16 protein-coding genes are annotated in these 19,116 nt (G+C 40.1%); 7 read left to right on the forward strand and 9 right to left on the reverse strand.

Features of this window, described 5'->3' with window-relative positions:
* The first annotated feature begins 175 nt into the window (after positions 1 to 175).
* Positions 176 to 1,786 (forward strand): S8 family peptidase, encoded by a 1,611-nt coding sequence (locus VSA01S_RS03255; protein ID WP_039981140.1) that lies wholly within the window; start codon positions 176 to 178, stop codon positions 1,784 to 1,786.
* A gap of 75 nt (positions 1,787 to 1,861) precedes the next feature.
* Positions 1,862 to 3,325 carry a serine protease gene (locus VSA01S_RS03260; protein ID WP_039981142.1) on the forward strand — a complete coding sequence of 488 codons (1,464 nt, stop codon included), beginning with the start codon at positions 1,862 to 1,864 and terminating at the stop codon, positions 3,323 to 3,325.
* Between the two features lie 119 nt (positions 3,326 to 3,444).
* Here VSA01S_RS03260 and VSA01S_RS03265 read toward each other — a convergent pair whose 3' ends face one another.
* Genes VSA01S_RS03265 through VSA01S_RS03280 form a run of 4 tightly spaced genes read right to left on the reverse strand, consistent with a single transcriptional unit; the run spans position 3,445 to position 8,199 of the window.
* Positions 3,445 to 4,602: an ABC transporter permease gene (locus VSA01S_RS03265; protein ID WP_039981144.1), complete on the reverse strand. Its 1,158-nt coding sequence runs from the start codon at positions 4,600 to 4,602 to the stop codon at positions 3,445 to 3,447.
* The gene (locus tag VSA01S_RS03270; protein WP_039981145.1) at positions 4,599 to 5,786 is read right to left on the reverse strand and encodes an ABC transporter permease; all 1,188 of its coding nucleotides are present in this window, start codon (positions 5,784 to 5,786) and stop codon (positions 4,599 to 4,601) included. The genes VSA01S_RS03265 and VSA01S_RS03270 overlap by 4 nt, the downstream gene beginning before the upstream one ends.
* 18 nt (positions 5,787 to 5,804) lie before the next feature.
* Positions 5,805 to 6,785 carry an HlyD family secretion protein gene (locus VSA01S_RS03275; protein WP_039981146.1) on the reverse strand — a complete coding sequence of 327 codons (981 nt, stop codon included), beginning with the start codon at positions 6,783 to 6,785 and terminating at the stop codon, positions 5,805 to 5,807.
* 4 nt (positions 6,786 to 6,789) lie between these two features.
* On the reverse strand, positions 6,790 to 8,199 hold the full coding sequence (locus VSA01S_RS03280) for a TolC family protein (RefSeq protein ID WP_039981148.1): 1,410 nt from the start codon (positions 8,197 to 8,199) through the stop codon (positions 6,790 to 6,792).
* 881 nt (positions 8,200 to 9,080) lie between these two features.
* Between VSA01S_RS03280 and zwf the strand changes: the two genes are divergently transcribed.
* The 3 genes from zwf to gnd are packed head-to-tail and all read left to right on the forward strand — an operon-like array spanning position 9,081 to position 12,784.
* Complete coding sequence (zwf, locus tag VSA01S_RS03285; protein WP_039981150.1) at positions 9,081 to 10,583, forward strand: glucose-6-phosphate dehydrogenase; 1,503 nt, start codon at positions 9,081 to 9,083, stop codon at positions 10,581 to 10,583.
* Positions 10,580 to 11,296 carry a 6-phosphogluconolactonase gene (gene pgl / locus VSA01S_RS03290; protein WP_039981152.1) on the forward strand — a complete coding sequence of 239 codons (717 nt, stop codon included), beginning with the start codon at positions 10,580 to 10,582 and terminating at the stop codon, positions 11,294 to 11,296. Before zwf ends, pgl begins: the two co-directional genes overlap by 4 nt.
* A 39-nt stretch (positions 11,297 to 11,335) precedes the next feature.
* On the forward strand, positions 11,336 to 12,784 hold the full coding sequence (gene gnd / locus VSA01S_RS03295; RefSeq protein WP_039981153.1) for a decarboxylating NADP(+)-dependent phosphogluconate dehydrogenase: 1,449 nt from the start codon (positions 11,336 to 11,338) through the stop codon (positions 12,782 to 12,784).
* A gap of 115 nt (positions 12,785 to 12,899) precedes the next feature.
* Here the strand turns inward: gnd and VSA01S_RS03300 are convergent, their stop codons facing one another.
* Complete coding sequence (locus VSA01S_RS03300) at positions 12,900 to 14,516, reverse strand: DUF5011 domain-containing protein (RefSeq protein ID WP_145993884.1); 1,617 nt, start codon at positions 14,514 to 14,516, stop codon at positions 12,900 to 12,902.
* Between the two features lie 10 nt (positions 14,517 to 14,526).
* On the opposite strand from VSA01S_RS03300, the gene VSA01S_RS03305 reads away from it, so the two are divergent.
* Positions 14,527 to 14,718, forward strand: a complete 192-nt coding sequence (locus VSA01S_RS03305) for a hypothetical protein (RefSeq protein WP_145993885.1) — start codon at positions 14,527 to 14,529, stop codon at positions 14,716 to 14,718.
* 658 nt (positions 14,719 to 15,376) lie between these two features.
* Here VSA01S_RS03305 and VSA01S_RS03310 read toward each other — a convergent pair.
* Both VSA01S_RS03310 and VSA01S_RS03315 read right to left on the reverse strand, forming a co-directional pair.
* Complete coding sequence (locus VSA01S_RS03310; RefSeq protein ID WP_021708427.1) at positions 15,377 to 15,571, reverse strand: CPXCG motif-containing cysteine-rich protein; 195 nt, start codon at positions 15,569 to 15,571, stop codon at positions 15,377 to 15,379.
* Between the two features lie 22 nt (positions 15,572 to 15,593).
* The gene (locus VSA01S_RS03315; protein WP_039981157.1) at positions 15,594 to 16,460 is read right to left on the reverse strand and encodes a fructosamine kinase family protein; all 867 of its coding nucleotides are present in this window, start codon (positions 16,458 to 16,460) and stop codon (positions 15,594 to 15,596) included.
* A gap of 652 nt (positions 16,461 to 17,112) precedes the next feature.
* On the opposite strand from VSA01S_RS03315, the gene VSA01S_RS03320 reads away from it, so the two are divergent.
* The gene (locus VSA01S_RS03320) at positions 17,113 to 17,457 is read left to right on the forward strand and encodes a DUF3802 family protein (protein ID WP_039981159.1); all 345 of its coding nucleotides are present in this window, start codon (positions 17,113 to 17,115) and stop codon (positions 17,455 to 17,457) included.
* 121 nt (positions 17,458 to 17,578) lie between these two features.
* On the opposite strand, the gene VSA01S_RS03325 is transcribed toward VSA01S_RS03320, so the two are convergent.
* A complete protein-coding gene (locus tag VSA01S_RS03325; protein WP_039981160.1) occupies positions 17,579 to 18,076 on the reverse strand; it encodes a C40 family peptidase in 498 nt (165 codons plus the stop codon).
* A 231-nt stretch (positions 18,077 to 18,307) separates the two neighbouring features.
* Positions 18,308 to 19,105 carry a sterol desaturase family protein gene (locus VSA01S_RS03330; protein WP_307698733.1) on the reverse strand — a complete coding sequence of 266 codons (798 nt, stop codon included), beginning with the start codon at positions 19,103 to 19,105 and terminating at the stop codon, positions 18,308 to 18,310.
* Between the last annotated feature and the right edge of the window lie 11 nt (positions 19,106 to 19,116).

Genomic DNA, 19,116 nt, shown 5'->3' on the forward strand with positions numbered 1-19,116 from the left:
TGTTATGCGTCGTATTTGCCAATCATATCATTAAATATCAATACGCATTGAGTTACATATTAACTAGCTTTTATAGGTGACGTTTGTGCAGAGAAAATATTTTATTAAAAAATATTTTTGCGCTTTTTGGCAAATAGGTTCGTTAAAATAATCATATAATTACAGGGAATTTCTTATGTTAAAGAAAGTATTAGGTTGTTGTATATCTTCGGCAATGTTTATGTGTTCATCAGCATTTTCACAGCAAGGCTTAATATCTGATTGGAGTAATGACAATCTGTCTTCAGCTCCACTGATACTCGCACAGTCAGGTGAAGAGGCGATCAAGGGACGTTATATTGTGGTATTGAAGTCACCGAAAAACGCTTACAACAGCCAAATTGAAAAGAAAGCATTAATAAAAGCAACTATAAATGATATGAGTAACTCATTAGAAATTTCTCCACAAAAAGTATTTGAGCACTCAATATCAGGTTTTGTTGCTGATTTGAACCAATCACAAATTAATATACTTCGAAAAGATAGCCGTGTGAGTTTTATAGAGCAAGATAGAGTAATTTATATTGATCCTTCAATTACTGAAAATGACAATCAAAGTAATACTACATGGGGATTGGATCGAATTGATCAGAGAAACTTGCCGCTAGATAGTGTTTATAATACGGAATATGATGGCACTGGTGTAACAGCGTATGTTATTGATACTGGGGTCAATAATGAGCATGAAGAATTTGGCAGTCGAGCAAGTTCAGGTTACGACTTCGTTGATGATGATGATGATGCAAGTGACTGTAATGGTCATGGTACCCACGTTGCTGGAACGATTGGTGGTAAAGAATATGGTGTTGCCAAAAATGTCAGTATTGTTGGTGTTAGGGTACTAAGTTGCCGTGGTTCGGGTTCCTTATCTGGGGTTATATCTGGTATTGAATGGGTGGCAGAAAATGCCAATGGCCCATCGGTGGCTAATATGAGCTTAGGAGGAGGGAAATCGGTTGCGATCGATAGTGCTGTCGAAAGTGCGATTCAATCAGGTGTCACTTTTATGCTGGCAGCAGGTAATTCTGATGCTGATGCCTGTACTACTTCTCCAGCTCGTGTACAGGCTGGTGTTACGGTAGGATCAACAACCAACTCCGATTCGCGATCTAGTTTTTCTAACTGGGGAAGCTGTGTTGATTTGTTTGCTCCAGGCTCAGACATAAAATCAGCTTGGTACGATGGTGGTTATAAAACAATTAGTGGTACTTCAATGGCGACTCCGCATGTCGCTGGAGTCGCAGCCCTTTATTTACAAGAAAACAACAGCCTCTCACCACAACAAGTTTCTGATTTATTAGTTTCTAGGGCTTCCGATAGCAAAATCAGTAATGTAAAAGGTACTGCTAATAAGCTGCTTTATAGTTTAACTGATGATGGCTGTGAGCCAGATTGTGGTGGGCCTAACCCGCCAAATCCGCCAGCACCAATACCTAATCCAAGTGAAGAGTTAGTTTCAGGTCTGCCAGTCAATTGGTTAAGTTCTCTCAGTGGAGAAAAGGCTTATTATCATATGGACCTAGAGGCAGGTAAACAATTGACAGTTGTGACTATCGGTGGGTTTGGTAATGCTGATATGTACTTGAAGTTTGGTGAACAGCCGACTTTGAGCTCATGGGATTGTCGACCATTACAAAATGACAATAACGAAACCTGTACGATTGAGGTAACACAAAGTGGCCGCTATCACGTCATGATCAATCCACAATCTTGGTATTTTGGCATGACTATTCAAGCAAATTATTAGTATCCCTCAACAGAGTGAGCCTACCTGAGAAGGTGGGCTTCTTTTTGAAATAAGATATTTTATTGGAGCAATATAATGGCAATATTGAAAAATTGTGCGTCTATTTTTATTGCAGGTAGCTTCGTATCACCATTTGCTTTTTCCACTGAAACCCTGATTTCAATAGCAGACAAAGTGGAACATAATTACTTGTTTGAAACACAAGGTCAATCTGATACGACAGTCAAACACACCATCAGTCATCCAGGAGCAACATTCATTAAAGTGCATTTTGATAAATTCAAACTTGGGCCTGGTGATGTTGTCACTATGAAAGGAAATAACAGTCAAGATACCATTCGATACCAGCAGACCAGCCATACTCCATTCTTTGCGCGTTCTATCGATGGTGACAGCTTGACTATCGAATGGACTAAAGGTCAAGCAGATTCAAGAGCATTAAGTATCGATTATTATACGGCTGGTTTTAGTGATGAAAAGATAAAAGACTTAGAAGCAGTTGGGGGATTATCGACTTGTGGCGTTAATGAGCGCGTTGATGCTGTTTGTTGGCAAGAGAGTCATCCAGATAATTTTGGATGGAGCCATTCAGTTGCGCGTTTGTTGATCGATGGTCGTAGTTTGTGTACTGCTTGGCGTGTTGGGCCAAACAACCATATGATGACGAATAATCATTGTGTATCGACAGCCTCAAAGCTTAAAAATACCGAGGTTTGGTTCAATTATCAGCGAACAACCTGTGATGGTGAGTTGGGAGACACGATTAAAATAATGGCGGATCAAATCATCAAAACTAACTACGAACTTGATTATACTTTGTTCAGTATTAAAGACTTCGAACAAATCGCTGATTTTGGTTATCTAGGCTTGGATGACTCACCACCTATTTATGGCTCTGAAATTTATATTCCTCAACATGGTGCGGGTAAACCAAAGGAAATGGCTATTGAGAGCGATAAAAACAGCACAGGTCTATGCCAAATTGATCAGGCTGATGCGGATGGTAGAGGAACGGATACAGACACCGGGTATTTTTGCGATACTATTGGCGGATCTTCTGGTTCTCCAGTGCTCTTAGCTGATTCTCATAAGGTTATTGCTTTACATCACTTTGGAGGGTGCGAAAATCAAGGTGTTCAAATAAATAAAATATGGCCTGAAATTGCCGAGTTTTTTGACCATACTTTACCTGCTGGGCAAATGGGTAAGCAAAGCCCAGTGAGTGAATATCCAATTGTACAAGTCGGTGAGAAGGTTGAAAATATAACTCTTGAAAAGAATCAGCAACGAATATTTAAGTTGCTGGCTTCTAGCCGCAGCCAAGCTTCGGTAGTGAAAATCTCTGCCGACTCTGGCGATGGTGACCTTTATACAAAATCAGGCAGTGTACCAAGCAAAGCGTCATACCATTGTCGGCCTTATCGTTCGGACAGTAATGAGCAATGTAAAATAGCGATTGGAGACCAAGACTTGTACATCATGATCAGAGGTTACTCTTCGGTTTCTGACCTTACGTTATCCATTGAACCTGATGAGTAGTGCATATACCAATCTATAAGTGAGAGGTTATAAGATAGAAAGACAGAAGGTTCTGTCTTTCTATCTTAGTCGCGTTTACTCGATGCTGAATACGGCATCTTGATGTTCTTTCGGTATACTCATGGTGTTTTTGTTGTGAATTGACAGCGGTCTTTACGTTTCGTGATTAAGTAAGCGAATACACCCCAGAAGATGGTTAGCCCCCATAAAGCACTCCAATATTGTGCGACTTGTTGCCACGTTGCCCCCATTTGATTGAGCGCTAAAAATCCTTTGATGGCCCATGTGCTTGGGCTCAAGTCAGCAACCCATAACAGGGGAGTTGGAATGGTTTCTACTGGCCAGACAAAGCCGGCTAAAAATACTAAAGGCATTGAGCTTACCAGAACAACAATAGAAACTAATTCTCTACGGGGTACAAGGTAACCAAGCCACAAACCTAAAAAACAACAACTGAGGAGAAATGGCAACAATAATGTGAGTAGTGTCGACATATGGGCTAGGTGATTGACATTAAGAAACTCAAAACTGAAACCAAAGTAATAGGCACTGAGCACATAATAAAAGGCAGTAAAAATGATGACTCGAGCACAAAGACGCGCTCTTAAATTCGTTGATGTTGGTTGTTCCTGACCAGACAGGCTTCGATTGGTTCCCGTTTGTAGACCAATCGCCATGACCAAAGTTTGTTGCAAAATAAGTATGAACACAGCAGGGACCACGTATTCAATGTAACCCATGGTCGGATTGAATGTCGGCTTGATATTGAGTTTAAAGGCAGAGTAATTTTGGCTTGCCATATCAAGAGGTGTACCATCTATCAGCATCTTATTCACTTTGACCTGAGCACCCAATGTTGCACTCACTCGTGAAATACCTTCTACGATGGTCCCGTAGACTAAGAAGTAAGAAGCATCGGCGGCGAATGCAAGCGTAGGGCTTTGGCCGAGTAATAAGTCTTTATGAAAATGTTCAGGAATCACTAAAAAGCCCGCGATCTGTTTATCTGTGAGTGCTTTTTTAGCATCAGCGATCGAAGGTAATCTCATAACAACATTCACTTGAGGAGTGGCATCCACCATACGTTCAAGCGTTAAACTTATCTGGCTATTATCAAGGTTAATGACGGCAATTGGCTGCTCTCTGGGTGTTTCATGCATGTAAGGCAATGGGTACAAAAAAGAGTAAAAAATCACACCCCCAAACACGGTTAGCACAACGACGGGGTTGGTGAGAATCTCGCTTAATTCTGTTTTTAAAACGTGCCAAAAGGTCATACGGCCTCCTTATTAGCATTATTCAGCTCGCTTTTTTCAGTCGGTTTCTTAGCATGTTTTGCGATTAATAGTGCCACTATCACAAGAGGTATCGAATATCCAAGCATGGGCCATAACATTTGGATTGAGCGTGCCGTATCCACACCATAATTTGCTTGTTCAATTTGTACTTCAATATAGTGGGTAATAGGGAGAAGACTTCGCCAAGCAAGTGCTAGCGTATTCATATCTTGGACGGGAAAAGTAATACCCATAAATGCAAAACTAGGGGCAGTGAAGGCACCAGCAAAACTCATCGCTCTGGCAGGATCCATAGTTAAAAAGAAAAACAGAGCCCCCATGACCATACAGGCTAGCACAGTAACAAATTGTGCCAAGATGAGAGCAAGATAACTGCCTGCCATTGGCCAGTCTAATAAGACGTAAAACCAAAGTAAAAACAACGCTCCTTGCAGCATAAATACAGGGATATAATACGTTAAAATTTGACATACTTTTTTAAATGGCTGTGCTCCGAGGAAGAGAAAGGGGTACTTGGTGTTGTGGCCATATATACGAAAGTGGGCAGCAAGAATTAAAATGGTACTGACAACGATGCTTATTTGCCAAATTGCGGGGACAATAGCTGAAACTAAAAACTGTGCGTAATTAGTATTCCGATTAAACAGTGCAGTGACTTGGTTTCTTATTGGTACGGCACTGCTTTGTGCTGATAAAGAGGTCGTGTTGCCTTTAGCCAAAAAGCCCATAGTCTCGATTTGAGCGTCAAAATAGCCAAGGGATTGCGTGACGGCTGAATTGATCAGCTTAGTCACTAGAATATACTGACTGTTTACAAAAATAGAGAGTTGAGGTTGACGATGCTGTCGAATATCCTCTTCAAATGTAGCGGGAATAATCACATAAGCATAAATATCGCCTTCAATCATGGCGTTCTTTGCCTCTAATGCGCTCGACAATTGATACTCAACCGATAAAGTCGGTGAAGCGTCAAGTGTTTGATGGAGTTTGTATGACAAAGCTGAGTGTTGTAAATCAACAATGCCAATAGGCAAATTTCTTGCGGTTCCGGCAGAGAATACTCCCCATACAATCAGCGCGATAAATATGGGTAACCAAGTTAAGCTTGAAACTAACCAAGCATCTTTACGAAGAATTTGTCGTTGTGATATGTTCACCGTCATAAACTGGTCTCAATGAATTTATAGCTTGACCACAACACTCATACCCATTCGGAGCTTAGATTCCGGTTGGGTAGGGCGGGCTTCTACAGCAAAGGTTCTAAGATCAAAACCTGACGAGGCATCGGTGGCGCGCCAAGTTGCAAAATCTCCCATGACAGCGACATGAGTCACTTCGAACTCCAGTTCTTTATCTAATGCAGGCAGGAATGCGTTAAAAGTCGTGCCTTTCGTAAAATGTGGAAGCAAGTCTTCTCTAACATTGAGCGTTGCCCAAGCGTCTTTAGTATCGATAACGGTAACAACAGGGAAACCTTGAGGGGCTAATTCTCCGCTGTGCAATAAAACTTGTGAAACTTCACCATCAAACCAACTGAAAACTTCGGTATCTTTGGCATAAGCTTCGACTTCAGCGACAGCACCGGCGGCCATGCGTACTTTTTCTACTGCAGCAACTTTGGTTTCTTGTCGAGTTCCTTCTTGTGCCATTTGGAACATCTGCTGGGCTGCACTTTCGGTATATTGAGCTGCTTGCCACTGTGTATAGGCTTCATCTTTTTTCTGTTCAGCGACTACACCATCTCGGTAGAGGTTATTGATACGCTGGTAAGTTTTACTCATCAGCTGTTCGGCGGCTTTGGCTTTCAACCATTGATCTTTTGCCGCTTGTATTTGTTGTTTACGAGCGCCGCTTTCAGCTTCCATCGCCAAGGCACTGGCTGCTTTTTCCCCTGCTTTTGCTTGCTCTAACTTGGCCTCTATTTCAGGACTATGAAGTGTAAACGTTAATTGACCTTTACTGATGGTATCACCCTTACGAACCATTACTTGATCGATCCGACCGGGCACTTTTGATGAAATACTGTATTGCTGAGCTTCAATTAAACCTTGTAAACGCAGCGGTGCAGGCTGATAGGCGAGGTAAAATTGATAGCCGACCCAAGTCATGGCACCCAGAGCACAAAGTGAAAGCAAAGCAGTATTTAACGGTTTCGATGACATGGATTTATTTCACCTCTTTTGTGTTGAGTTTTTGGGTGTAAGCGGTTTGTTGATATTGTGCAAAACTGTCCATTTCATTACTAACGGCTAAGAGTTTTACAAGAGCGATTAAATAATGAAAGCGCGCAGCAGATTGTTGAGTTTCGATCTTGGCAAGATAAAGCTGTGCATCGACCACATCAAGTGAAGAGGATAAACCTTGTTTGAAAGCGTTTTGACGTAAACGGAGGTTTTCGTTAGCTAAGGTTAAGCTTGCATCTAGGCCTTTTACTTCGTCAATCGCTTGTTGAGCCTCTTGATAGGTTTTCTGGACCAAAAGTGAAAGGTCCTGTTTAGCTTGGGATTTTAGCGCATCAATTTGGACAAGCATGCTTTGTGCTGCTTTTACCTGCTGACTGCGACCACTCGATTCGATTAATGGAATGTTAACTCCAACTCCAACTAACCAATCTGGCGCCATTTGACTGGCTAAAGAATCACCTTCATACAACGTGTAGTCTCCATATAAATAGACTTCAGGGTAATATTTGCCTTTCTCGGCTTTCAGTAAGCTTTCTGCTTGTTTGTTCTTAGCATCTAAAAGATCTAAACCGGGGTAAGTCAAAAGGGTCTGATCAATAAAGGCACTTAAAGGCGGTAAGTTATTATTAATGAATAGTGACTCAGTAGGTTGAAGCTGATCAGTTTGAACCAGAAGTTTATTGAGAGCCGCTTGAGCGATGCTTAGGCTACTTGCGGCTTTGTTGGCTGCTACTTTAGCGGTTGATAATGAGGCTTCCGCTTGAAGTGTTTCAACATGAGCAATTTGGCCTTGTTGTTCCATTTTTTGTGCAAAAAGCCGATGTTTTTCAAGTCCTTTAACGACTTCTTGACGCGTGCTTAGTACTTCTTTGGCAAGGATTACAGAAAAGTAATACTTCGCGAGGTCTTCATATCGTGCTTGTTGCTCCATGGCTAATTGGCTTTTGGCCTCTTCAGTTTTGCCTTGTGCTGCGGCTTGTGCTGCATCAATTCGTCCGCCAGTAAAAATCGGCCAGATAGCACGAATGGAAGAAGTAAACACATCTCGTTCGGTAATTGTACTCTTGGAATTTAAAAGCCCGGCTAATAGATGATCTAATTCAGGTAAGCGTGGTAAGTCTGTACTATCTAGAAGCTGTTGTCCTGAAACGGTGACATCATTATCTAGGTAAGTATAGTTAGCGCCAATAGTAATATTGGGAAGGTCGAGGTTGTCAGTTGCTTTTTGTCGATGTTCATAAGTCGACACGTTGGCTTGTTGTGCTTTTAAAGAATAGTTTTTCTCTTTCAATAAGTTCCAAGCATTGTTAAATGTTATCGGTGTTGAATGACAAGCAAGAGAGATTGAGCTGGATAAAAAGCCCAATATCAAGAGTTTTCCAGTTTTCGTCATGGCCGCTACTTTATTATAGAGTAATAGCTCTAATATAGGTGATCATCAAGAGCTTGTTAAGAGATAAAGGGAATTATATCCCCTTATGAATAAGAGTAAGTGTATGTTATTTAAACACGTCATGTACAGAAATGTAGACTTTATTATCTGTTAGATTTGTTGCTAACTTAATGGCGATCAATGTAGCTCTTTTCGTAATACAAGTTTGTAAGAGTCTTTACTTCCGGGAAGATTTCTTTATCAATCATTTGTGGAATAAGCTCATAATGTTAAAAAATGGTAGGAAAGGAAATCTTTAGGCCTTAACACATGATAATGTTGTATTAACCTTCTTTATGATTCTTAAGCTAGGTAAGTAACAGTGTTTAAATCGATTTTTATCTTGTTATGGGAAGTTATACAGTAAAAGGAGTTGTAATTCTGGTGAATTGTTTTTTTGATGTGTGATCCAAATCGTGAATCTTATCTTGCTACTTTAGAGTAATTAAAAATAGTAAGATTAAGCTTAATTACTGAAAGTAAGAAGTCAAAAACTGTCATTATTTAAACGTTTGCGCCGCTAGGTATTGATGTAAGACAAAATGTCGTAGACAATACTGTTGGTGTCGTATGCAGCACTCTTTAGAATGCCATTTGTACTCTAGAGTTTTATACTCAAGCGGCATTTAAAATGCTTGGGTATACTTGAACCACTTTAAGGTGATGGAATCCGATCTAACCTCTCATGGAACCACACAAAAGGGTTTGAGCTTTATTGGTTTTACCTATCAACGTAATAGGTAAAGCCCATTTTCTATTTTTGCGTGTCATTGGTAGGGTTGGCTCAATTCTTTGGCCGTATCCGGGCATACAATAAGCACCTATTTTTTAAGGGAAAGATGATGGTAATACCAGAAAACAGCAGCATCGTTATTTTTGGCGCTTCAGGGGACCTTACATACCGTAAGCTTATTCCTGCCCTCTACCACCTCTATGCGAGCAAACAACTTCCTGAAAACTTTGCGATTTTAGGTGTCAGTCGCACTGAGTACAGCGATAGCTCCTACAGAGAAAAACTGATGAAATCACTCCAAGAAATGGAGAAAACTGAGCCAGAAACGCTGAAAGCATTTGTCAATCATCTGTACTACCAAGCAATCAATACTTCTGATACGGCAGATTACACTAAGTTAGTTTCTCGTTTAGATCAACTGGCTGTCGATTACCAATTTGATCAGCGAAATACTCTTTTTTACCTTGCAACACCTCCAAGTTTGTACAGTGTTATTCCTGCTAGCCTTGCGGCACATGGTTTAAATCAAGAGCATGATGGTTGGAAGCGTTTAATCATAGAAAAGCCATTCGGTTATGATCTTCAATCAGCTAAAACTCTCGATAAAGAAATTCATGTTCATTTCCAAGAACATCAAATTTACCGAATTGATCACTACTTAGGTAAAGAAACCGTACAAAATTTATTGGTATTTCGTTTTTCAAATGCCATGTTTGAGCCCCTATGGAATCGTAATTTTATCGATTATGTTGAAATCACTGGTTCTGAATTTTTAGGAGTAGAAGAGCGTGGGGGCTATTATGACGGTTCCGGTGCTGTCAGAGATATGTTCCAAAACCATCTATTACAAGTTCTTGCTATGGTTGGTATGGAACCACCAGCACAAATCAATGCTGATGCCATGCGAGATGAAGTTGTAAAAGTCTTACAATGCTTAAAACCATTAGATGAAGATGCACTACGAGATAGCCTTGTTTTAGGTCAATATACGTCATCGAAAGTACGTGGTAAGGATCTGTTAGGCTACCGCGAAGAGCAAGGTGTTGCTGATGACTCTAGAACAGAAACATACATTGGCTTGAAAGCATACATTAACAACTGGCGTTGGAATGGTGTACCATTTTATGTTCGAACAGGCAAGCGTCTTCCGACTCGTGTGACAGAAGTTGTTATTCATTTTAAACAGACTCCTCATCCTGTATTTGGTCAAAATGCACCTGAAAATAAACTGATCATTCGTATTCAGCCTGATGAAGGCATTCAGATGAGCTTTGGTTTGAAAGAACCAGGAGCAGGCTTTGAAGCTAAAGAAGTAAAAATGAATTTTCACTATGCTGACTTACAAGAGACTCAGATGTTAACAGCTTACGAGCGTCTGTTGTTAGATGCATTGAACGGTGATGCAACTTTGTTTGCTCGCAGCGATGCGGTTGAAGCTTGCTGGAAATATGTTCAACCGATCCTAGACTTCAAGCAAGATCCGCAAGCATTGTTTGGCTACGCCTGTGGAACATGGGGGCCTAAAGCAGCAGATGACTTGCTCTCTCGTGACCAACGCGCATGGCGTTTTCCTTGTAAAAACCTAACAGATACGGACTACTGTGAATTATGATCAACCATAAGATCTTCCCTACAGCAGCGCAAGTTGTAGATAGCCTTGCCAACGATATGAAAGCGTTTAGTGAAATGGAAAAACCAATCCATATTTCGCTATCTGGTGGAAGTACACCAAAGATGTTGTTCGAGCGTCTTTCGCATGACGACTATGCCTCGTCAATCAATTGGAAAAATTTACATTTCTGGTGGGGGGATGAACGTTGTGTTTCTCCAGAGGATGCAGAAAGTAACTACGGTGAAGCCAATGCTTTGCTCTTTAATAAAGTTAACATTCCAGCCGAGAACATTCACCGTATTTTAGGTGAAAATGATCCTGAATTAGAGGCGATTCGTTTTGCGAAAGAGATGGAAGCGACCATCCCTATGACAAACGGCACCCCGGTATTCGATTGGATTTTACTTGGGGTTGGTGCTGACGGTCACACTGCTTCTTTGTTCCCAGGCCAAACGAATTATGATGATGAGAACTTATCGGTTTTAGCCACTCATCCTGAATCTGGACAAATTCGCGTGTCGAAAACAGTGCGAGTTTTAGAAGCAGCAAAACGTATCAGTTATTTAGTTCTTGGTGCGGGTAAAGCCGACATCATAGAAGAAATTAACCATCAACCAGCAGAAATGCTGCCATATCCTGCAGCGAAAATTCAAGCAAAGACAGGATTAACTGAGTGGTATTTAGATTTAGACGCAGCGGCAAAAGTAATATAAGCCGTCTTTGGTCGAGTTAAAGATAATTGGAGAGAAATAATGAAAGGTGATATCGGTGTAATTGGCCTAGCGGTAATGGGTCAAAACCTTATCCTAAACATGAATGACCACGGTTTTAAAGTTGTGGCTCACAATCGCACTGCGGCTAAAGTGGATGAATTCTTGGAAGGTCCAGCGAAAGACACAAACATCATCGGTGCCTACTCTCTAGAAGAATTAGTAGAGAAACTCGAAACACCGCGTAAAATTATGTTGATGGTACGTGCAGGTGATGTAGTCGATAAATTTATTGATGCGCTTGTTCCTTTATTAGACAAAGGTGACATTATCATCGACGGTGGTAATACGAATTTCCCAGACACTAACCGCCGTGTTGCTGCATTGCGTGAAAAAGGCATTCATTTTATTGGCACGGGTGTGTCTGGTGGCGAAGAAGGTGCACGTTTTGGCCCATCAATCATGCCAGGTGGCGCTCCAGAAGCATGGGAAGCCGTGAAGCCTATCTTCCAAGGCATTTCAGCTAAAACCGATGCAGGTGAGCCTTGCTGTGATTGGGTGGGTAACGATGGTGCTGGCCACTTTGTTAAAATGGTACACAACGGTATCGAATACGGTGACATGCAGCTTATCACAGAAGCCTACCAGTTCATGAAAGATGGTCTAGGCATGTCTGCAGACGAGATGCAAGCTGTATTCGCTGATTGGAATAAGACGGAGCTAGACAGCTACTTGGTTGAAATCACGGCTGATATCCTTGGCTACAAAGATGAAGACGGTGAAGCTCTAGTCGAAAAAATCCTAGATACAGCTGGCCAAAAAGGGACAGGCAAGTGGACAGGTATCAATGCATTAGACATGGGTATCCCACTTACGTTGATCACTGAATCGGTATTTTCTCGTTGTCTATCTGCCCTGAAAGAGCAGCGTGTTGAGGCAGAGAAACTCTTCGGTAAAACAATCACACCAGTAGAAGGCGATAAGCAAGAGTGGGTTGATGCACTTCGTCAGGCACTGCTTGCCTCTAAAATTATTTCCTATGCTCAAGGCTTTATGTTAATGCGTGAAGCATCAAATGAAAACGGCTGGGATCTAAACTACGGTAATGTCGCTCTCATGTGGCGTGGTGGTTGTATCATTCGTTCTGCATTCCTAGGCAACATCCGTGATGCGTTTGAAGCGAACCCAGAGATCGCATTTCTAGGTTCAGATGCCTACTTTAAAGGTATCTTGGACAACTGTATGAGTGCATGGCGTAAAGTTGCAGCTAAGTCTATGGAAGTGGGTATTCCAATGCCATGTATGACTTCTGCTCTTACGTTCTTGGACGGTTACACAACAGCACGCCTACCAGCGAACTTGTTACAGGCTCAACGCGATTACTTCGGTGCACACACCTACGAGCGTACTGATCGTCCACGTGGTGAGTTCTTCCACACAAACTGGACGGGCACAGGCGGCGATACGGCTTCGACAACATACGACGTATAATCTGTTAATGCTCTATTAATGCATGTAAATAAAAAGGTGCCAGCACGGCACCTTTTATTGATTTTTACTGAAAACAGCCGGTGTTGACTTTTAATCGTAGTTTATTTGTAATTGTTTACTCGTCTCCCCAATACATAGAGAGAAGTTTCGTCTTGTACTGATTAAAGAAGTAAAATCTTCCTTTATACATAACTGACTCGTTAACTGCGTAATCCATCACTCGCTCATTTCTTTTACCATAAGTTTCAATGTTCGATGTTATGTTGTAGCGTACAAACATATGTTTATCATTGTCTTTTACAAAGTCATAAGCATATTTACCAACAAAGTGCACTTGTTTAGAAAACTGAGTATTTGTTTCGCCAGTAGTTATGGACCAACTCTTATCTGCTGTATTAAAAACACGGTAATTCTTTTTATCATCTAGGACATAGACTTCATCACCAAATACTTTGGTAGTTTTTGGCCGTATAGAACCACTGCCCTTGGGTAAATCTGTAAATTTTTCCCACTTTCTACTGCTGAAATCATAACTGAAATAGTTATTTGTCAACCAAGGTTTATTAAAAACATATAGCGTATCATTTACAACAGAGGTCACTTTATCTGCTTGAAATGAAAGGAAGTGAGTTTCAAAGGTTACTGGGGCTGTAGAAGTAACTTTTATAGATAGTTTATTTTTGTCTAAAAGATACAGTTTATCATCTATAAGTAAGTGTATTTCTCCGTTATATACTGCTACCTGTGGAGTTTGGTAACCACGAATTTCTCCGACTAACACTTCGTGATTGACAAGGTCATATCTGGCTACTTTGTCAAATTCAAAGGAATAGATTACATCGTCAAGGACAACCATAGTGTTACCTGGGGCTGCGTAACCAGAAATAGTACCATGATCAACAATTTCAGTTGAATTTGTATCGTCTAATGTTATTTCTAACTCTTTTATTAACTCACCTTTATTTAATACATTAATGACAATTGTTTCTTTTGCTTCAGGTTCATCATCATCATGAATTATTAAGGTAAAATACCCTGATTTCTGGGGTGTTGAGATTGAATTTTTGCTTAGTTCGAAGTCTTGACTCTCCGTTGCTGTTGACTTTGTAGATACCTCAAAATCCAGAGCAGACATATCAAGTGAATCAGACTCTAAATCAAGCCAAATTCTATGTTGATATTCATTTTCATATAGAGTGAGCTCTGGATCTCTAAATACGACACCTCTTTGGACGATAACCGTTCGATAAATCTTAGACCTATTTCCAGACCTGTCCATAACGGAATACTCTAAAACATATTCACCCGCAGTATTGGTATCAACTTTTCCAGAGGTACGTATTTTACCGGAGATATCGCCATCAAGATTATCCTTGGCTCCTGCACCTTGCTCCTCATAATCGTCACCAATGTCTAGCTTAATTAGCTCTGGGCCATTGAGCCATATTGTTGGGAGTTCGGTATCAAAGGTCCTAACCTCAACAGTTCTTGAAACCTTAGAGGTGTTTTTACTACTGTCTTGCACGGTGTATTCTAGATGATAACGGCCAAGTGTCTCTGTATTGACTTTTCCTGAGACTAAAACACGTGCTGTCAGGTCTCCATCAACATTATCCGTGGCTTTGACTCCAGGATCAATAAACTCGCTGCCTAGTGGAACTGTCATGATCTTTTGCCCATTTAAGACAATCTTAGGAGGGGTATGATCTTGGATTGATGTTGGTTTAACCACTGGGAGAGTTGTGTCTCCTACTGGTTTACTGGGTTCTACTGTAGGGTTAGGTTCTACCACTGGAACAGCTGGCTTCACTACAGGGCTAGTAGGTTTAACTGCTGGTTGGGTAGTTGATGAGCTATCAGATCCACCACAGCCAGATAAGATGGATGAAACAGCAATGGCTGTCAGTAATCGATTAAACTTACTCGCAGTTTGAGCGATGTATTTCACGTCATGAACCTCTTAGGCATTGTCATAAAAATCTAAACCTTTATTACTAAACACAAGCGTTTGATTGTATGTAAACATCTAACAATTAAAGGTATTTATAATGGTATTCATCATATATATTAATTTTTGTCTTTTTATAAAGTTGGTCAATTTTTGTGAGGTATCTCAATTATTTAACGATGTTTTAATAAAAAAAGAAATGTGTATATCTAATTGATATAAATCATAAAATTCTTTTAGTTAGGGCAGGTGGAGGTGGGTGATTAGATGGGATGGCCCAGTTGATAGAAACGAAAAAGACAAATCGCTGAGTATATTCTCATAGATCTTAAGTACAGATTTGAATCAGTGCTTATACCCGAGTATCCTCAAGATGCTGCGTTCAGCGAGATCACCCTAGCTCTCAGGAGCGGCAACGATATCGAAGATATAGTGGCTCTACATTGAGAATCGTTAACAAAGTATGAGAGTTAAAGTCGCTCGCCCTTTGGGAGCGTGTCACTGAGCCGACTTCTTGCGTCAGACAACCGTTCTTCTTACAAAATAAGAAATGGTATGCTATTCCGTTTCGTTGTCTTCCTTGAATACGACTCAGTGACCTCGCTCTGAATCAAGCATCTTGAGGTCACTTGGGTATGTGCGATTTAGTCGATTTCATCATCAATAAAAAGATCGATTTTCTCATGGAGTTCATCGACTTTAAGATTCAGATGAATGGTATGACAACATGCTGGGCAGTCGTCGTAAAGTTCTTGATCACCGTTGCTTGCATCTAAGGAGACTCTGATTGACTGACCGCAGTGAGGGCAATGTATATGCCTTTCTGTGTACTTTTCCATATCAAATCCTATTACCATTTTACTATTGGGAAAGTATTTTCTTTATCAACGACTCAGCTTGTTCAAAATAATGTCCACCAAATAAATTACAGTGGTTGAGAATGTGATAGAGGTTGTAGAGATCTCTGCGTTGTTTATATCCTTCAGCTAGAGGGGCGACAGACTGGTAGCCTGTATAGAAATCTGATTGAAATCCACCAAAAAGTTCAGTCATGGCGATGTCACATTCACGATCCCCCCAATAACAAGCGGGATCAAAGCATAATGGACCAGCAGGGCTAAGGGCTGTATTTTCATTCAACAGATTACCATGTAACAAAGACGGGCTAGGGAAGTGACTTGCTAAAGATTGTTTGATTAAAGAAACAAAGTTGTTAATATCAACCCAAATAATCCCTTTCTCTTTGAGTAACTGCAACTGCCAGCCAATCCGATGTTCTGCGAAAAAAACGTTCCATTTTTTATGCCACTGATTAGGTTGAAGCGTTGCTCCAAGGTAATTATCACTGTCAAAGCCAAACTCTTTTTGTTCTCCCCATAAATGTAATCTGGCAAGTTGCTGGCCAAACTTAAAACTATTATTGTTGCCTTCTAAGGGCTTTGTTGGTAGGTAGTTAAGGACAATAAAAGCATGAGTTTTAGTATTGCTCGTTAAAACCACTTCTGGCACAAATAAAGTAGAGCTTTCTCTCAAGAGGTGTAAACTTTCGGCCTCTGTCTCAAATTTTGTCAACAATCTTCGGTCGTTGATTTTAACAAAATATCTTTGAAAGCCGTCATTGATCATGTAGCTTTGGCTAATGTCACCACCGGACATTTTGGATTTTTCAGTTATGCAATATTCAAACATTAATGTCGCAGAAAGTTGTTGTGATATGGCTTGCCACATACATACATCCTCGAAGAATCTATTGACCACTATTAGTCTAGAGCATGGTTGCGACTAATGGTGTGTAATAAAACGAACTTATCTGTTTTTTTTTGGGGTGAAAATGGATATTTTGATTAAGCCTGGACTAAGTTGATTTGTGTATCGATTTTTGAACCAGCATCTGTATCCTAGTTGACATGGGTCTTGTGATCATTTGCCACTAGTAAGAAAGTCAACATATTCTTCCCTCAATCAAATTTCGTGAAATCGGAAATATTTTATTAGGTATATTATCTGCAATCGCTAAAGTGCGTGATATAGCCTCACATCGTGCGAAAGAATCTGGCCGAAACAAATCTGTAATTATCGAAGCAGTTAATTTTCGAAGTATATGTAAGGTTAGCTTACTATATTTAATAAATAGTGATAATTGTCCGTATAATATAAATGGACCAAAAATTTATGTATTCAAAGAAAGCATATACTAAGTAACCTTAGCAAGCTGGAGCCGACTAATATCAAAATATATAAAACTCATAGGAGCTTCACATTGAAAATGTGAGTATTTTTTTCTTCACAATGCAAGAAGTTAGTGAATTTCTCCCTCAATCGCTTAATATGAAGGCCGCCCTCTTTTTTCTAGAAGAATATTTTATTATGGAGAATTATCGTGGTATTGGAAACTGATGGTTATCTTGCTCTTATTGAGTATTTGTCGCTTCACCTAGATCTATTTACTTCAGAAATAGGGGATACTGGAATGGAAAGTATTGAAGATGTCGTAACCGATATGGTCGCCTCCAATATTATGTCTATTTTTGAACAAAATCCAGATTTGTACTCCAGTGTGCGTTTTAAACTTCTAAAAGAAGCTGATGCAGTGGTAGAAGATTTAAGTGAAGTTCTGGCTGGTGTTTGGATTATGAAGGCAACTAACGAACAGATTGTGTTTTTAGATGAGTACATTGCTTTGGTAAAAAATCTTTTTGATACAGCAATTGCAACGTATGATTAGCTACCTTGTAATAACTTTTAAAAGTGGAATCTTTCTCGAGACAACGCTATCAAAACCCAATAAAAATACGATATTTGACTAAATACCGTGTAAAGCTAAAGAAGAACAGTGTCTAAACAAGCTATAAAGTCACTCTTCGTACTTGCCAAAACTTGGAGGCCCAGTAAGGGTTGTCCATTCTTGAAATAATTACTCCTTTTGATGTTGATGCATGCATAAACTGCTTATCACCTAGATAAACCCCAACGTGGTATGTGTTCCTTCGAGTCTTAAAAAATACTAAGTCACCTTTTTGTATATCATTCCAGCTGACTTTTCTTCCTCGTTTGACTTGCTGTCGAGTGGTTCTGGGTAATAAAATTCGATAAGCCTCTAAAAATGCTTTTTGTACAAGAGCTGAACAATCAATTCCAGATTTTTTCGTGCCTCCGAATAAGTAAGGGGTACCTTGCCATTCTTTGTAGAACTTTAAAAGACCACTATGCTGAATAACCTGTTTTTCATTAGTAGAGTTTACATTTTGTATATCAATATCTGAGTGCAAGCTGTTATTTGAGCTACAAGCGCTTAACGTGATTGATAGAAACAGAGGAAGGAAAGCCACACGTACCTTGTCCACTTTGAGCACTCCAAATTTGTTAGGTTGGTAATTGTGTATCAAAATCAACTAATGTTATAGCTATTAATTCGGTGCTTTTCAAAGTAATAATGATCTTAAGTTAATGTTTAGATAACTTTATGAGCGAATGTGTTGCAAATTAGTCAGCTTTCGTGACGTTGTCACATTTCGTTGCCCTAAAAATGGACTTCACCCCCCTCAATACCATGTAAAGTACTGAGGTAAGATATATCATTTAAAGCGGAAAGGTTGCATTAGCAACTTGAACAGAGTTTGTTCTTCAGGAGATCGAATTTCTTTTATTCCGATGATCATTTTTTCATGTTCTGACTTAGCTTGATGGGTTTTAAAACTATGATCCCAAATAGACAGAAAAAAGCCAAAGTTTGAGTGGCTTTCGTTTAGGTTGATTGAATGGTGAATACGATGCATGTCAGGGGTGACAATAAACCAGCGAAGTTTTTTATCGACTAAGCGAACTAAGCGGCCGTTACTGTGATTAAACATCGCACTTACATTAAGCAGTATCTCAAAAATAATGATCGCAATCGGGGAAACACCCAAAATAAAAATGGCCATGATTTTTAAAAATAAGGAAAGAATCATTTCAATTGGGTGAAAACGAATGGCGGTGGTAACGTCGACATCAAGGTCACTGTGATGAACGCGATGAAGCTTCCATAAGTAAGGCACCATGTGAAACAAACGGTGCTGAGCATAAATAAGCAGATCAAGTAACAGCAAGCTTACCATTAGGTTAGCCCACCAGGGAACGGACAAATAATGCAACGCACCCCATTGGTTATCATCAGCAATCGTCGCAGCTTGTATAGTGGCTAATGGTACTAAGAGCGCAATTAACGCACTATTGATGGTTAGTAAGGAGAGATTATGAAACCAACGAAACCTGCGAGTTAATGTCAGTGTTCTTCTTGGGATTTTCTGTTCCCATATTGCACACAGCATGAATGCGGCAATAAAACAAATAAACCGTACCTCAGAAGCGTTATCGACCATATAATCTAACAATGTCTTTTTCC

The organism is Vibrio sagamiensis NBRC 104589, from assembly GCF_007990935.1.
In the GTDB taxonomy this organism is placed as follows: Bacteria; Pseudomonadota; Gammaproteobacteria; order Enterobacterales; family Vibrionaceae; genus Vibrio; species Vibrio sagamiensis.

Coding starts and splice junctions, on each gene's coding strand:
- VSA01S_RS03255 (WP_039981140.1), top strand. CDS start 176: ATGTTAAAGAAAGTATTAGGTTGTTGTATATCTTCGGCAATGTTTATG.
- VSA01S_RS03260 (WP_039981142.1), top strand. CDS start 1,862: ATGGCAATATTGAAAAATTGTGCGTCTATTTTTATTGCAGGTAGCTTC.
- VSA01S_RS03265 (WP_039981144.1), bottom strand. CDS start 4,602: ATGACCTTTTGGCACGTTTTAAAAACAGAATTAAGCGAGATTCTCACC.
- VSA01S_RS03270 (WP_039981145.1), bottom strand. CDS start 5,786: ATGACGGTGAACATATCACAACGACAAATTCTTCGTAAAGATGCTTGG.
- VSA01S_RS03275 (WP_039981146.1), bottom strand. CDS start 6,785: ATGTCATCGAAACCGTTAAATACTGCTTTGCTTTCACTTTGTGCTCTG.
- VSA01S_RS03280 (WP_039981148.1), bottom strand. CDS start 8,199: ATGACGAAAACTGGAAAACTCTTGATATTGGGCTTTTTATCCAGCTCA.
- zwf (WP_039981150.1), top strand. CDS start 9,081: ATGGTAATACCAGAAAACAGCAGCATCGTTATTTTTGGCGCTTCAGGG.
- pgl (WP_039981152.1), top strand. CDS start 10,580: ATGATCAACCATAAGATCTTCCCTACAGCAGCGCAAGTTGTAGATAGC.
- gnd (WP_039981153.1), top strand. CDS start 11,336: ATGAAAGGTGATATCGGTGTAATTGGCCTAGCGGTAATGGGTCAAAAC.
- VSA01S_RS03310 (WP_021708427.1), bottom strand. CDS start 15,571: ATGGAAAAGTACACAGAAAGGCATATACATTGCCCTCACTGCGGTCAG.
- VSA01S_RS03315 (WP_039981157.1), bottom strand. CDS start 16,460: ATGTGGCAAGCCATATCACAACAACTTTCTGCGACATTAATGTTTGAA.